A 15,255-nucleotide genomic window follows, 5' to 3' on the forward strand; every position below is an offset into this window, starting at 1 on the left:
AGACAGGGTTTTTATCGCCTTGGTTTCCAAAAATCAATAATGAAACTGATAATCAACAAAAAAGTAGAATATATTCTGATTCACAATCGTTTGTAAATGATAGTTTATATGCGTTACATAAAGATTTTATTTCTATTAATCCAATTTGGATTTCATATATAAAATCTAACGCTAAAGTTTTAAAGGATTACTGCTACTGGAATTTAGCACTATTTTTACAAACTCGAAATCCAAACGTGCCAGATATTCCAAATAAGTTAATTAAGCCAGCAATTAGAAATGGTTTAACCAAACAAACCAATGAATATTGGAAATTAGTTTTCAATGAATTAGGTTCGGTAAATTGCATTTTTACAGATACTAAATTGTATTTTGATGAAAAGAATTACGCTTTAGACCATTTCGTTCCTCATGCTTTTGTTTCACATGATTTGATTTGGAATTTGTTACCAATAGAAAAGAAATTTAATTCCTCAAAAAGTGATAAACTTCCATTGTTTGATAGACATTTTGATAAATTTTATGATTTGCAAAAGTTAGCTTTTGAAATCAATAAACATCATAATTCTAAAAGTAAATATATGGATGAGTTTCTAACTATTTTTCCTAATATTGATGCTTTTGAAAAAGATAAATTTTCAAATACAATTCAGCCATTGATTACCATTGCTAGTAATAACGGATTTTTATTTATGAATGAGTAATCAAAACCAAAATAGCCATTTAACAGCAATAGAAAGAACGTCACTTTCCTATCCAGCAAGAATTTTACTTAACCAAAAGAAGATAAAAGGTAAAGTTTTGGATTTTGGCTGTGGTATTGGAAAAGATGTCGAATTATTGAAAAATAAAGGATTTGATATTGATGGATATGATCCATTTTATTTTCCTGATTTTCCAACTGAAAAATATGACACTATCTTATGCTTTTATGTTCTAAATGTTTTGCTTCCAGAAGAGCAAGCTGAGGTTTTAATGAATGTTTCAAATCTTCTAAAACCAAATGGTAAAGCCTATTTTGCAGTTCGAAGAGATATTCAGTATGAAGGATTTAGAATTCATAAAGTTCATAAAAAAGAAACGTATCAATGTCTAATAAAATTAGCTTATTTATCTGTTTATAAGAACGAAAACTGTGAAATATACGAATACGAACATTACACAACTTTAAATAAAGGAAACGCTGGTTTAAGTCCGTTTTTAATTGGAGAAGAAACAAGAGAATTAATTGTTGAAACTGCAACGATTTTCTCCTTTTATGATAAATTTCCAGTTTCAAAAGGTCATGCTTTGATTGTTCCAAAACGATTGGTTTCAAATTATTTTGAATTGACATTAAAAGAACAAACTGCTTGTTGGATTGTTGCAAATAAAGTAAAAACTATACTTCAGGAAAAATTCAATCCTGATGGTTTTAATATTGGAATTAATGTAAACAAAGATGCTGGTCAAACTATTTCGCATTGTCATATTCATGTAATTCCTCGATATAAAGGCGATGTTGAAAATCCGATAGGCGGAATTCGCGGTGTTATTCCGAATAAAAAAGAGTATTAAAACTGCTGCAAATAATTTTCTTAAAAAAAGTTTCTTTCCAAAAAACAAATCATCTACTCTAACAAATCAATAACAACCGATATTCTCCTTCCCTTTCAATTGGTGCTCTGTGAATGCAAGGCAACACTTGTTGTGTTGGATGATCTACTGCAATGCGCCAAAGATGTCCTACTCCTAAATTAATTGGGGTTGCGTTGGGTAGTGATTGATAATGCAAATCGAAATAATTTTCTTTTAAAAAGTCTTCAAATTCTTCCAATGGACCATCGTGGAGCGTTTGCAATTGTGCCCTAATTTCGGGAATTAGCACTTTTTGCTGAACATCTTTGTTAGCAATAATATCACTCGCCGCACCATGATAAGTACACAAAAAAGTATCGGTGGCTATAGGCGAACGGTCTACATGATAGGAATACACATCCGTGGAAATGAAATCAAAGTCGTCATCACGTTCGTAACATTTGAGTAAGTTAAGGACAGGAGCCGCGCCGAAGTTGGTTAGTGCTTGTAAATCGTTTAAGATAATTTCCCTAGCGCTATTACCTTGTTCTGACAGCTGGAGTGCCAATAGGTCTTTGTGCGTAACCTCTGTTATGTTTTCCTTCAGTTGGAGTTTGCTTACAATTTCTTTAAAGTCACCTTCCAAATTTCGGTACCAGCAAAGCGCATTCCTATCTCCAATAAAATCGGTAGTTATAAGTTCGGAAAAAGTAGTTACGATTCCAATTTGTTTGTTGTTAGAATATGTTGGGATCATACTGGGCTGGTTAGTTACTAAGTGTACTGCAAAAGTACGTTATTTGAAATAACACCCAAAGAACGGAAGAAAATAACCTTGTATAAATTAAAATAGTAATTACCAGAATGATAAACCTGTTTTTTATACTATAAACCAAACAAGTTTATTGTGCCCTTGTAACTTTATTGATCGAGATTAGTTTTTGCCTTCGTTTTCATTTTTAAATACTTACAATGTTCACAAAAAAGCATTGGTCACCGGAACGTGCACTAACAAAAGATAAGTTAAAAGTTTTTGGTTTTTTTTTAGTACTGATTATCAGGATAAATCAAAATAAAAAAGACTGCCATTTCTGACAGTCTTTAGTAAACAAATAGGTTTACAATTATTTCTTAACCACTTTTATTATTTTAGATTGAGCATCTGACTCCACTTTTATTAAATAAGCAGCAGATGGATAAGATGATAAATCAACAGTTACTTCTAAATCATTTGATCTTTTCTCATGAAGAATTTGACCCAATAAATTCATTACAGTAACTTTAGTTATAGCATTTGTATAGGCTATATTAACAACGCTAGACGTTGGGTTTGGATAGAAACTGAAGTTTGCATTATCAAATCCAACATTCCCTAATGTTACAGTAGCAGTTACTGCAAATGGTGCGCTACTACAAGGAGTACCTACATTCACAGCCCAATAGGTTGAACCACTAACTAAAACAGTAGTAGTTGCTAAAGGATTTGTTCCTGCTTGTGCATCGGCTAATGAACCATACCAAACAATTCCAGTTGTTGGACTAACCACAAGATTTGCTATAGTAGCATCGTTAGCATTAGTAACATTTATGGTTTGGGTTGAATTTCCAGTTGGTGTAGTAGGTGCTGCTAACTGAGCCGCATTGGTAAAAGATGTAGACGATGCCGAAGTACATCCACCATTACTAGCTGTTATAGTATACGCTGTTCCATTAACCGCTCCTGTAATCGCTCCGCCAGCACCAACTGTTGGTCCTGTTGGTGAGAATGTATAGGCATTAGCAGCATTGTAATTAGTAACCGTACTACTTCCTGCAGCAGAACACGTAGCCGCTGTTGTAGTGACTGTTGGTGTAGCTGGAGTTGGTAATATTGCGCCTCCATTATATGTGAAACTAGCTGTAGTTGCTGAACACAATGAAGCGTTAGTAGCTGTAATAGTGTAAGACGTTCCGTTAGTTCCACCTGTAATTACTCCGCCTGCTCCAACTGTTAATCCTGATGGTGTAGACGTGTAAGTTAAACTAGCGCTATACGTACTCAATACATTAGTAGCTGCTGAAGAACATGTTGCCGCAGTTACCACTACTGTAGGTACAGCTGGAGTTGGTAAAATCGCATCGCCATCAAACGTGAAACTAGCTGTAGTAGCTGAACACAGTGAAGCGTTAGTAGCTGTAATAGTGTAAGACGTTCCGTCAGTTCCACCTGTAATTACTCCGCCTGCTCCAACTGTTAATCCTGATGGTGTAGACGTGTAAGTTAAACTAGCGCTATAGGTACTCAATACATTAGTAGCTGCTGAAGAACATGTTGCTGCAGTTACAGCTACTGTTGGTACAGCAGGAGTTGGTAAAATCGCATCGCCATCAAACGTGAAACTAGCTGTAGTAGCTGAACACAATGAAGCGTTAGTAGCTGTAATAGTGTAAGACGCTCCGTCGGTTCCGCCTGTAATTACTCCGCCTGATCCAACTGTTAATCCTGATGGTGTAGACGTGTAAGTTAAACTAGCGCTATACGTACTCAATACATTAGTAGCTGCTGAAGAACATGTTGCTGCAGTTACAGCTACTGTAGGTACAGCTGGAGTTGGTAAAATCGCATCGCCATCAAACATGAAACTAGCTGTAGTAGCTGAACACAATGAAGCGTTAGTAGCTGTAATCGTATAAGACGTTCCGTCAGTTCCACCTGTAATTACTCCGCCTTCTCCAACTGTTAATCCAGATGGTGTGGACGTGTAGTTTAAACTAGCGTTATAAGTACTCAATACATTAGTAGCCGCTGAAGAACAAGTTGCTGCAGTTACAGCTACTGTTGGTACAGCAGGTAAATCAGTAATAGTCAACACACCACTATTAATTGTAGTACCATTCCAGAAACCATTTGGAAAACCTCCATATTGCCATACAGAACATGTACTTAATTTATATCGGAAAGTGTAGTAATAGGTTCCTGCTGGCAATGCTGCACCAGCTACAAATTGATATTCATCATTATTGCCCACTTGTACATTAAAACTGGCTGGAGACCAACTTGTCCAGGTACTAGGATCCGTATTACTAGCTATTGGACTAACTCCAAATTCTACGTCAATTCCGGCGCCTTGACCAGCTGCTTCTGTAATGCCTGGCTCATAAACCTGTCCGTAAGCAGTAAAGGTTGCGCCTTGACAAATAGCTGCTGTAGAAGGAAATTGAAGATTAGCAAAATCAATAGTATTGATTGTTACTGTCGCAATGGTTGAAAAATCAGTAAAACCAGCGCCTGTTGAACAAACTACTTTTAATCTATAAAATGTAGTTGAAGTAACAACACCTGTATTTAAATCAGCATAAGTACCTGATGCTACTCCTATATCTATTGGAGTGGTAAAAGGTAAATCAGCAGAACGTTGCCATATATAAGTGATAGAAGGATTTGATATAGAATACCCTGACGCTACAATAGTTGTAGACGATGTTGTATTACAAAATGAGGTTACAGTAGCTACTGCTGTACCACCAACGGCACCTGTACATGGCGGTGTGAACTCATGCGCACCGATATCTGGAGTAGAAGTTCTTGTAAATAAATCGATATCTAATGGCACCGATGGAATAGTAACTCCGGCATCATTTGATGTAGTAAGGTGCAAATCAGTTGCAGAGGTAAACGGTACTGATGTAGTGAAAGCCTGTGAAGCATTATCATTGGTTGCAGCACCAGAAAGTGTACTTGAATAGGCTGCTAATGCTGGTAAACCAACAAAGAAATTAGTACCTGCAGTACTTCCTGCTTGACCAGCTCCACTTCTTGCCGCATCTGTTCCATAAAAATAAAGGTTATTATTCATTGTTAAGTTCATTGCACTTGTAGCTCCAGAAGGAAGATACACTGATACGTTAGCAATACTAGTTGTACCACCTGTAATGTTATTTGCAAAAATATTATTACGAACATCACAACCTGTTGAAGTAGTACCTACCAATGCAAATGCCGAAGTTAATAGTGTAGTAGTTGCTGTACCAGTACGTGGACCATATAAGTTTACTGAGTTAAAATAAACTTGATGTCCAGTTCCTGCAGCAATTCGAATTCCAAAAAGACCAAATGTTGTTGAAAAGGCAAGACCACCTGTCATGTCGCCAGTAATATTACTAACAAAATTATTTCTAATTATCGCATTATTATTAGCCGATATATTAATACCGTAAGCACCATATGTTCCGATGTTACTATTTATAATTCCACTTACTTTATTTCTTTCTATTATAGTACCACCACCATTATTTTCAATACCAACAATAGCTGTTTGTCCTGCTGTTGTCAAATTGGTAACCGTATTGTTAGAAATAACATTACCAGAAATTGCTAATCCAGAAGATTCTACAATACCTCTAGGAGCAAAAGCTGACGTTGTTAAGGTCATACCCAGATTACTCACCGTATTTCCAGCAACAGTTGCATTTGTAGTACCTGTAGCCAACCAAATAGCAGTGTCATTTTCACCTGAAGTATTATCAAAATTACCAATAGTATTGTTGGATACCGTGGCGCCATTAACCCCTTGCATATATAGACCTGCTAACCTAATAGCGTTTGCTCCGGTAGTGTTTAATGTATTATTTGTATAGGTAAGATTTGAACCTCCTTGTGGTGTAGTCCCTCCTTGTGCAAAAACACCAATGAATGCTCTTTGAATATCATTGTTATGAACTGTTATATTGGAAAATAAACCTGCATTTCCAGCAACTGCAGCATCCGATATCACAACAGCTGAACCGGTATTTGCCCCATTAATTATTACACAATTTCTTAGCGCATTATTGGTTGTAGGTGTTGTTCCTACAGAACCAATTAAAACAACACTTGGTGTTGTTGCACTAGTATTTGAAATGGTTAAACTTCTATCAGAACCACCACTAGTACTTCCGTCAATAGTTACATAATTAGCACCATTTAATCGTATCAACGCACTATTTGCTGCACCTGTTATACTCGTTCCAGCAGCAGCAGGTTTAATGGTTAACGTATTGATTGCACTAGCATCAAAATTAGCATTTATAGAAATAGGGAATGTTTCTCCGGCGCTATAACTTGCATCTGTTAGTACAAAGGTAACTGCGCTTGACAGACAAGATGTGTTATAAGCATTTACGGCCGCAGTTAAAGTAGTGTAGGTTTGACCCGCACCTACATTATAGCTTCCTCCGATAATTCCTTGAATAAAGTATGTTAATGGTGTAGTTGGTGGAGTAGTCACTGTGTTTACATCAGTAAGGACTAGCCCTGCAGACGGACTACCACCTGCGTTACCTGTAGCATCTTGCGCCACTATGAAATAATCAATCACATCAGCAAGTACAACGCCACCTAGTGTTGCATATGCTAGATTAAAAGACCATGTCCCCGATGCAGCAGTACCGCTAGTAAGGGTTCCTGCCACAGAAAAATAAGTCCCTGCATTTTTACGATAGTATAGTCTTGGTGCATTGGCACCAGTACTTACATTACTAGCATCAGAAATAGTTGCATTAATAGTACGACTTGTCGTATTACAAGCATCTGATGTAAATGTAATTGCAAGTATTGTAGGTGAAGTTATATCTAAAAAAATACCGTCCTGTTCCCAAGCACCGATATCAGGTCTAGCGGTTGAACCAGGACAACCACCACCAGGACAACGTACCGTCGTTCCTGAATAATCGGTTGTTATTCCGGTACCTAAAGCACCACCCTGTTCTATTTGTGAGGCAATACCTGTATCATATTTAAGGAAAGTTGTGATCGGATTAGAACCTGTAGTCGATACAAAGTTCGGCACTTCAGAAACCGAAGCAAGTTCTCTTCCTGATACTGGTAATGTAGTATTTATGTATGTTTTATAATTGGCAATAGTTGGCTGACCATTGGTTGGAGCCCCTGAACTGCCCTCACAATAGATTACTCTATTGGCAGCCGGTACTCCAGCATAATATAAGTTATTATTATTCGCTGCTGGGAAATTGGTAGACGTTGGTGTTGAAACATAACGTATAGCGGCAGTAAAACCGCCTGTTGGACCAGGAGTTGATGTATTTACAAAAACATTATTGCGCAAATTATTAACCGGTGTAGCACTGCTGAAGTAAATTGCACTTGTGCCAAAAGTAGTAGCACTTGTCGTTGTTGAAGCAATATTTACAGTGTTGTGGAAAATGTTGTTAGTGGTACCACCGCTTACAAGCATTCCGCTTATTGCAATATTTCCAGTTGAATTTGGAGCTCTTAAATCACCAATCAGGTTATTACTAACCGTATTGGTTCCTGTAGCTGCTGTTGTAATACCTGTTATAACTACGTTAGTACTATTAGACGAAAGATCATATATAGCATTACCCGTAACAGTTGCAGCACCCGAGTGCGTAATCCCGTTAATCGTACCGCCGGTTCCTCCGGTTGTACCCGTACTATTTATTGCATAAATAATATTACCGCTAAGATCAACGTTTGCATTAGACCATGTAATACCATTGGCTGAAAAACCACCTACTCCACCAGCTGTAGTAGAGAAATTATAAATCTGGTTATTTCTACATTGAAAAGTTCCAGCAACTGTATTGTTCTGTATTCCGTTTAACGTACCAGTAGTTGGTGTAGAGAAATTTCTGATTATATTATTGTTTACATTTTGAAGTGTAGCAGACGCCCCATTAAAAATACCTGTAATACTTCCTGTAGAAGCCGCAGTAGTATAACTTAAGTTTTCAATTGTATTCCCAGTAACGGTGTATAATCCTGTAGGTGTTGAAGCGGTAATAGCTCTTAGAGTTCCTCCTGCAGCACTGGTCATTACAAAATTGGAAATGACATTATTGGTTACATTCAAAGTGCCGCCTGGAGACCCACCCACAATTACAACAACTGTACCTGTAGAAGGATAGTTGGTAGCAGTTAATTGCTGAATGTTATTAGTATTAATATTCACCGCACCGGCGCTGGCAGAATTACTAATTGCGTTAAATACGCCAGTAGTAGCTGTTGTATATGAAAAACGAATAGTATTATTATTAATGTTGATTGTATTACCAGAAAGAGCAGTACCACCAATACCATTATCAATAGCTATCAGTCCAGAAGTTGTTGCTCCTGAACGAACGGTAACTGTATTATTGCTAATAGTTGCAGCCGCACTTATACCTGCTTGGGCAAATATACCTCTAAGTGTAGTGGCATGATTTACACCACCACCATTATTATTATCTACTGTGTTGTATGAAATATTTATACCCCACTGGTTGTTTGCACGTATACCAGCCGCTGGGCTTGTCGTTGCTCCTCCTCCGTAATTTAAAATGGTATTACCTGTTCCCGCGCCTACTCCACCAATATCATTACCTAAATCACCCAGGAAAGTTGTTGCATTTGGAGTTGGTCCCACACCAACTGTGGCAGCAAATCCAGAAATTCCAATACCATAGTTACCACTATTAATTGCATTTGTATAAAACTTGTTGCCTGAATTTGTACCGTTTGTTCCTAGAGTACCTCCATTAGTTGGAGTTAGAGCAGTTGTTGCTGCAGTAGCCGTAGAATTTATAACTAAAATACCTACCGCACCTTCAATCATAGGTGATGTAGCTGCGGCATTATTGATTCGTTGCATATTAATGGTACAATTCTGAATGGTGTTGTTATTACAACCATCGCCTGCACCTGCTTTAAATAGGCCAATTCCAAATTCCATTGTGGCAGGATTGGCAGCATTACCATCTGTAAGTGTAAGCCCGTCTATAGTAATATAATCAGCTCCTCTAATGCTTATTATACCATCCGGTGCAACACTAGTTGGTGTAGCCGTTCCTACTCCAGCATTTACAGTAACAGTACCACCAGCTTTAATAATGGTAACCGTATTGGTTGCACTTAGCAAAGGATTGAGCGTTGCACTACCAATTACTAGCCCTGTTGGAGGAGCTGTTTCGGAGCTACCTGCAGCACAGGTAAAAACAATTGTTCCTGGTGTCGAGTAGGCAGATATGGCATTTAAATTAGTTAAAGCATCAGCTAGTGAAGGATAACTTCCTGCTAACGGTGGCGTTGTAACTGCTGTACCACTAACCGTAACCGGTATTTGCGCATAGCTTACTGAAACATTCAGCAAAATCATTCCCAAAATTAAATAGGACTTCACATTGGAAACACATTTAATTAGTTTTGAATTGTAAAATTTTTTCATAAATAAATAAAAATTTAGTTGTTTAACACAAGTTCATTTTGAAATTGGCATTAAAAAATCAAAGAATAGGGAACTAAGGTAGCGAATTAATATTTTTTTATAAACTTTTGTTAATAAGTTATTTAAGAAAAAAGAAAAATAGGATAGCATGTGCACTCGCGATAGCGCATTCCATATCAAATAAACAAAAAATAGATAGTGAACCATTTTTTACTAATTGCAACGTATTTATCATTCAGTGCTGAAGGACGTTTTCAATTACAAATACAAATACAATTTGGAGTGAACGATTTGAAAAAAAAAACATACTAAGCACTAAGACAAGAAGCTTGCAAAATGGCAAAAACATGGAGACGCGAATAGTGTGTTCGGAAAACACTTTCGAAATTAATATAGGAACTCTTTGGTAAAATTAATACTGTAGACTATGCTTAATCCTTTTTAGCTGGATAAAGTAAAGACAATACAACAGAAAGAATCAACACACCTGTTATCACCATCAAGGATACAACAGATTCTATGTGATAAAAAGGCGCAATGATCATTTTCAATCCGATGAAAGAAAGAATTACAGCCAAACCATAAGACAATTTGCTAAACAAATGAATGAAATTATCCAATAAAAAGAACAAAGCACGTAATCCTAAAATCGCAAAAATATTCGACGTATAAAGAATAAAAGGATCATTTGAAATAGCAAAAATAGCAGGTATAGAATCTACAGCAAAAAGTAAATCGGTAAATTCAATAACAGTTACAACAACTAACAATGGGGTTGCAAACTTTTTACCATTTTCATAAGTAAAGAATTTATCGCCATCATATTTATCACTAACATTGAAGAATTTTCTAATCAATCGGGCACCTCTCGTATTATTATAATCTTCATCATCATCGGCACCGCTAGAAGACCATGACTTTATCCCAGCATAGACTAAAAACAATCCAAAAAGGGTCATGATAATGTTAATATCATATTTAAATGGAGCTACACCAAAGTAGGAGATTATTTTATTCAAATAAGTTAGCTCAATTAAAAAAGCACCCGAAAAAATAAAGATAGCACGTAAAACCAGCGCACCAATAATACCCCAAAACAAAACTTTGTGTTTACTAGAATTAGGAACATCAAAGAATTTAAACACCAATATAAATACAAATAAATTATCTACAGAAAGCGCCTTCTCAATCCAATAAGCCGATTGAAACTCATAAAATTTGGTCGCTCCAGCATAATAGTAAACCAATCCACTAAAAATCATAGAAAGTGAAATCCAAACAATAGACCAGGATACGGCTTCTTTATTGGTAACTTCATGACTTTTTTTATTAAATAATCCTAAATCGATTAACAGCATTATTACAACTGCTATTCCAAAAGTGACTATTAGCCATGGATGTTCTTCTAAAATTGGGTGATTGTTCATTTATAAATGAGTATTAAAAATTATCGCTAATGTATTATCAACTATTTAAAAAAAGACGCTAGTTCCTTTTTGGTTAATAGTTCGAATCAAATAAGTAGCGAAAATATATAAAAATACTTGAAAAAAAGAACGTTTAACAAATTGTAAACTATTTCTTTATCAACAAACTCATAATGAGGTATTTAAATTGCTATCAATTAAGAAAACAGGTTGAAATTTCAAACTTAAATTATAAATTGATACTTTTATGGTGCAAAAGAAATAACAAAATGTCCAATAAAAACGTAACCGATTTTATATCCAACTTAGAACATCCATTAAAAAAGGAGTTTTTAGAATTGCGAAAAGTGATTTTAGAAAATGTTCCAGAGTTAACCGAGCACATAAAATGGAACACACCAAGCTATCAAATAAACGGTACCGATTTTTTAACTTTCAAATTGTTTCCACCAAAGAACATTCAATTGGTTTTTCATCGTGGTGCCAAAGTGTTAGAACTACCGAAAAATAATTTAATAAAGGATACCTTTGGACTTTTAAAATGGGCAACCAATGACAGAGCTGTTGCAACATTCAATTCAATGGAGGATGTTGAAAATTTAAAAAACGAATTGATTGAAACTATTAATAAATGGATGAAAGCTATTCAACTTCAATAATACATTATAATTTGAATAAAATCAAACAACATAAAGAAATCATAATGTATGCCATTGCAATGGCTGTACTTCTTGTAGTCCTTCGATTTCTAGAATATAAATTCCTCATTTTACAAAACGAGTTTGGCCTATACATTGGAATTATAGCTTTATTTTTTACTGCTTTAGGAATTTGGGCATCCAATAAATTGACAACTCCAAAAGTAAAAACGGTAATCGTTGAAAAAGAAATCTTAGTCCAAAAAAGATTGGATTTTATCGTCAATGAAGAAGAATTAAGCAAAAGAAAAATTAGCAAACGAGAATTAATAAGTATTAGAATTAATGGCAAACGGATTGAGTAATCAAGAAATCGCCTCTCGCCTATTTGTTTCATTAAATACTATAAAAACACATTCGTCCAATCTGTTTCAAAAACTAGAAGTGAAACGAAGAACTCAAGCCATTGAAACTGGAAAAAAAATCGGAATTATTAAATAATACTTTCGGATGAAAAGCAATAAATCACTCAAAAGTATGACTTAATTTAATTCGAAAAATAAAACATTTGCATTCTAATCTAAACAACTATTTATGAAAAAAATTAGTATTAAGTACGGAGTAATTGCAGGAATAACTGCAACACTTTTTATGATCACTTCAACGGTTTTGCACTATGACAATCCAAATTTTAAAAATGGAGAAATTATAGGCTACTCCGGAATGTTGATTGCCTTTATCTTTATTTTTATTGCTGTAAAAAGCTATCGAGATAAACAAAACAATGGAGTAATTTCATTTGGTGAAGCTTTTAAAATTGGATTGTTCATTACACTAATTGCGTCTACTTTTTACGTAGTAACTTGGCTAATTGAATACTACTTTTTCATGCCCGATTTTATGGATAAGTTGATAAGTAGTACAATTGAAAATTTGAAGGCACAAGGTTTATCACCAACCGAAATCGCAGCAAAATCTAAGGAAATAGAAAGGTACAGAGAATGGTATAAAAATCCTATTTTAGTGATACTGATGTCTTATATGGAAATTTTACCTGTTGGTTTATTAGTAACTTTAATAAGTTCACTAATCTTAAAACGAAAAAAAGCAGTAGAATTATAACAAAAAAAAGGTACGCAAAACGTACCTTTTTTGATGAAAATATTTAAAATTTATTCTTTTGTAAAGTTGAAAGTTTGTTCACCAATTTTAAGTGCGAAACCTTTTTTATCATTGGTATATTCAACAGAAACTCCAGCTTCTTTCATTGAGAATTTACCATCGCCATCTTCATTCAAACTAAGTGATGGCTGACCTTGAGCATTTAGAACCAAAAGTCCGTCTTCACTAGTAACATCAACTTTTATTGGAATTTGTTTACTTGAAAATTTACCTGTATAAGCGCTTAAATCTTTTGGTTTAAATATTCCGTTTACAGCATTTGACCAAACATTGTTTTCAGAATTAACATCAGGAAACACATGATTAGGATCTAATGTAATGCTTTCTAATTCTTCAGTAGTATTTACTTTAAAAGTCCACTCTACATTACGTTGCCAAATTTCTACAGGTAAATTAATTACCGTAGTAGCACCGCTTTTAGTTTTTACCTCAGCAATTACAGGCATAACCATTCTATCCAAATTATTGATAGTTACCAAAGCTCCATTTTTAGCATCACCTTTAATATATTTCACTTTAGTAATGGCTTGATCCAATCTCCAATTGTTGATAATCCAACCTCTCCAAAACCAGCTTAAATCTTCACCAGCAACATTCTCCATAGTTCTAAAGAAATCATCTGGTTGCGGATGTTTGTAAGCCCAACGCTTGATATATTCTCTAAAAGCTTTGTCAAAACGCTCTTTCCCTAAGATATTTTCTCTCAACATCGTCAATCCAGAACCTGGTTTTAAATAAGCAAGCAAACCAATATTCGCTTCTTTCATATTATCTGGAGCAGTAAAAATAGGCTCATTGTCTGTTCCAGTCATGTATTCTGCCATGTTATGCAAATTCATAGCAGGTTCTTTATATTCGCCATTATTAAATGCTGCTGTACTCAACGAATTGATAAAAGTATTAAAACCTTCGTCCATCCAAGCAAATAAACGCTCGTTAGAACCAACAATCATAGGGAACCAAATGTGACCAAATTCATGATCGGTTACACCCCATAAACTGGCACCTCTAGATTCCCAACTACAGAAAACGATTCCTGGATATTCCATTCCGCCTTCATTTCCTGCAACGTTTGTAGCTGCTGGATAAGGATATTCATACCAAAGTTTAGAATAATGTTCAATCGATGCTTTGGTATATTCTGTAGAACGTTCCCAACCATTATTTCCGTTACTTTCTGTAGGATAAGCCGATATTGCTAACGATTTTTTTCCGCTTGGTAAATTAATTCTTGCCGCATCAATTACAAATGCTGGCGATGAAGCCCAAGAAAAGTCACGCGAATTTTTAATTTTAAATTTCCATGTCAAAGTACTTTTTCCTGCCGGACGAGAAGTTGCGTTTGTAACCTCATCGGCAGAACGAATTATAACCGTTTTATCACTAGCTTTAGCAGCATTCCATCTTTTTTGTTGCTCTGCTGTATAAACTTCTGAAGTATTTAATAAATCACCAGAACCAACTACAATATGGCTTGCTGGTGCTGTAATTGCAACATCAAAATCGCCGTATTCTAAATAAAATTCTCCAGCTCCAAGATATGGATTTGTGTTCCAACCACGAACGTCATCATATACACACATTCTTGGATACCATTGAGCGATGGTGAATATTTTTCCGTTTTTAGTTTCAAGAACTCCCATTCTATCCGAACCATATTCAGGAGAAACAAAAGAGAACTCTATTTTTATTTTTACACTTCCGCCATTTGCTTTCAAATCTTGAGGCAAATCTACTTGCATTCTAGTGTCGGAAATTGTAAAAGTGGTTTCTTTTTCAGATGATTTTCCGTTTACAGTAGAAACTATTTTAACCGATTTAATTTTATGTCCTCCATCAAATTCTTGACCTTTTGCTCCATTTCTACTTCCGTTTAATGGCACAACAGCATTTCCACGAGAATCTTTACTGAATAAATTTTGATCTAAATACATCCACAAAAAGCCCAAATTATCCGGACTATTGTTAGTGTAAGTCAATGTTTCTGAACCTGAAATCTCATTTGTTGATTCATTTAAAGAAACTGCAATTTGATAATCAACTCTGTTTTGCCAATATTTTGCTCCAGGTTGACCACTTGCAGAACGAGTATCGGTTCCATCTTTCGAATAAAAACCGTTACCAAATGCTTCGTTGTAATTGTAGGTTGACAATGGTTTTTCGTTTTGCGCATTTGCTAAAGAAAAAACAAAAATCAACGTAAATACTAATTGTACTTTTGTGAAAATGTGCTTCATAATTATATAAGTT

At 35.3% G+C, this 15,255-nt stretch carries 10 protein-coding genes; 6 read left to right on the forward strand and 4 right to left on the reverse strand.

Annotated features, from left to right (window positions below; genetic code table 11):
• Both DIU01_RS02145 and DIU01_RS02150 read left to right on the forward strand, forming a co-directional pair.
• A partial coding sequence (locus tag DIU01_RS02145) for an HNH endonuclease domain-containing protein (protein WP_290831617.1) occupies positions 1–704 on the forward strand: 704 nt, incomplete at its 5' end.
• Positions 697–1,557 (forward strand): HIT family protein, encoded by an 861-nt coding sequence (locus DIU01_RS02150; protein ID WP_290831618.1) that lies wholly within the window; start codon positions 697–699, stop codon positions 1,555–1,557. The genes DIU01_RS02145 and DIU01_RS02150, both read left to right, overlap by 8 nt.
• Before the next feature lie 58 nt (positions 1,558–1,615).
• Here the strand turns inward: DIU01_RS02150 and DIU01_RS02155 are convergent, their stop codons facing one another.
• From DIU01_RS02155 to DIU01_RS02165, 3 genes are all read right to left on the reverse strand, one after another.
• A complete protein-coding gene (locus DIU01_RS02155) occupies positions 1,616–2,314 on the reverse strand; it encodes a DUF1826 domain-containing protein (RefSeq protein ID WP_290831619.1) in 699 nt (232 codons plus the stop codon).
• A 367-nt stretch (positions 2,315–2,681) separates the two neighbouring features.
• Positions 2,682–9,758 carry a T9SS type A sorting domain-containing protein gene (locus DIU01_RS02160; RefSeq protein ID WP_290831620.1) on the reverse strand — a complete coding sequence of 2,359 codons (7,077 nt, stop codon included), beginning with the start codon at positions 9,756–9,758 and terminating at the stop codon, positions 2,682–2,684.
• Between the two features lie 431 nt (positions 9,759–10,189).
• A complete protein-coding gene (locus DIU01_RS02165; RefSeq protein WP_290831621.1) occupies positions 10,190–11,185 on the reverse strand; it encodes a TerC/Alx family metal homeostasis membrane protein in 996 nt (331 codons plus the stop codon).
• Between the two features lie 269 nt (positions 11,186–11,454).
• Between DIU01_RS02165 and DIU01_RS02170 the strand changes: the two genes are divergently transcribed.
• The 4 genes from DIU01_RS02170 to DIU01_RS02185 all read left to right on the forward strand — a co-directional run bounded on the left by DIU01_RS02170 (position 11,455) and on the right by DIU01_RS02185 (position 12,945).
• Complete coding sequence (locus DIU01_RS02170; RefSeq protein ID WP_290831622.1) at positions 11,455–11,844, forward strand: DUF1801 domain-containing protein; 390 nt, start codon at positions 11,455–11,457, stop codon at positions 11,842–11,844.
• Positions 11,817–12,188, forward strand: a complete 372-nt coding sequence (locus tag DIU01_RS02175) for a hypothetical protein (protein ID WP_290831623.1) — start codon at positions 11,817–11,819, stop codon at positions 12,186–12,188. Before DIU01_RS02170 ends, DIU01_RS02175 begins: the two co-directional genes overlap by 28 nt.
• Positions 12,181–12,324: a LuxR C-terminal-related transcriptional regulator gene (locus tag DIU01_RS02180; protein ID WP_290831624.1), complete on the forward strand. Its 144-nt coding sequence runs from the start codon at positions 12,181–12,183 to the stop codon at positions 12,322–12,324. The genes DIU01_RS02175 and DIU01_RS02180 overlap by 8 nt, the downstream gene beginning before the upstream one ends.
• A 93-nt stretch (positions 12,325–12,417) precedes the next feature.
• Positions 12,418–12,945, forward strand: a complete 528-nt coding sequence (locus DIU01_RS02185) for a DUF4199 domain-containing protein (protein WP_290831625.1) — start codon at positions 12,418–12,420, stop codon at positions 12,943–12,945.
• Positions 12,946–12,995: 50 nt separating this feature from the next.
• On the opposite strand, the gene DIU01_RS02190 is transcribed toward DIU01_RS02185, so the two are convergent.
• Positions 12,996–15,248 carry a M1 family metallopeptidase gene (locus tag DIU01_RS02190; protein ID WP_367221654.1) on the reverse strand — a complete coding sequence of 751 codons (2,253 nt, stop codon included), beginning with the start codon at positions 15,246–15,248 and terminating at the stop codon, positions 12,996–12,998.
• Positions 15,249–15,255: the final 7 nt, after the last annotated feature.

This window comes from Flavobacterium sp. (assembly GCF_003525665.1).
In the GTDB taxonomy this organism is placed as follows: Bacteria; Bacteroidota; Bacteroidia; order Flavobacteriales; family Flavobacteriaceae; genus Flavobacterium.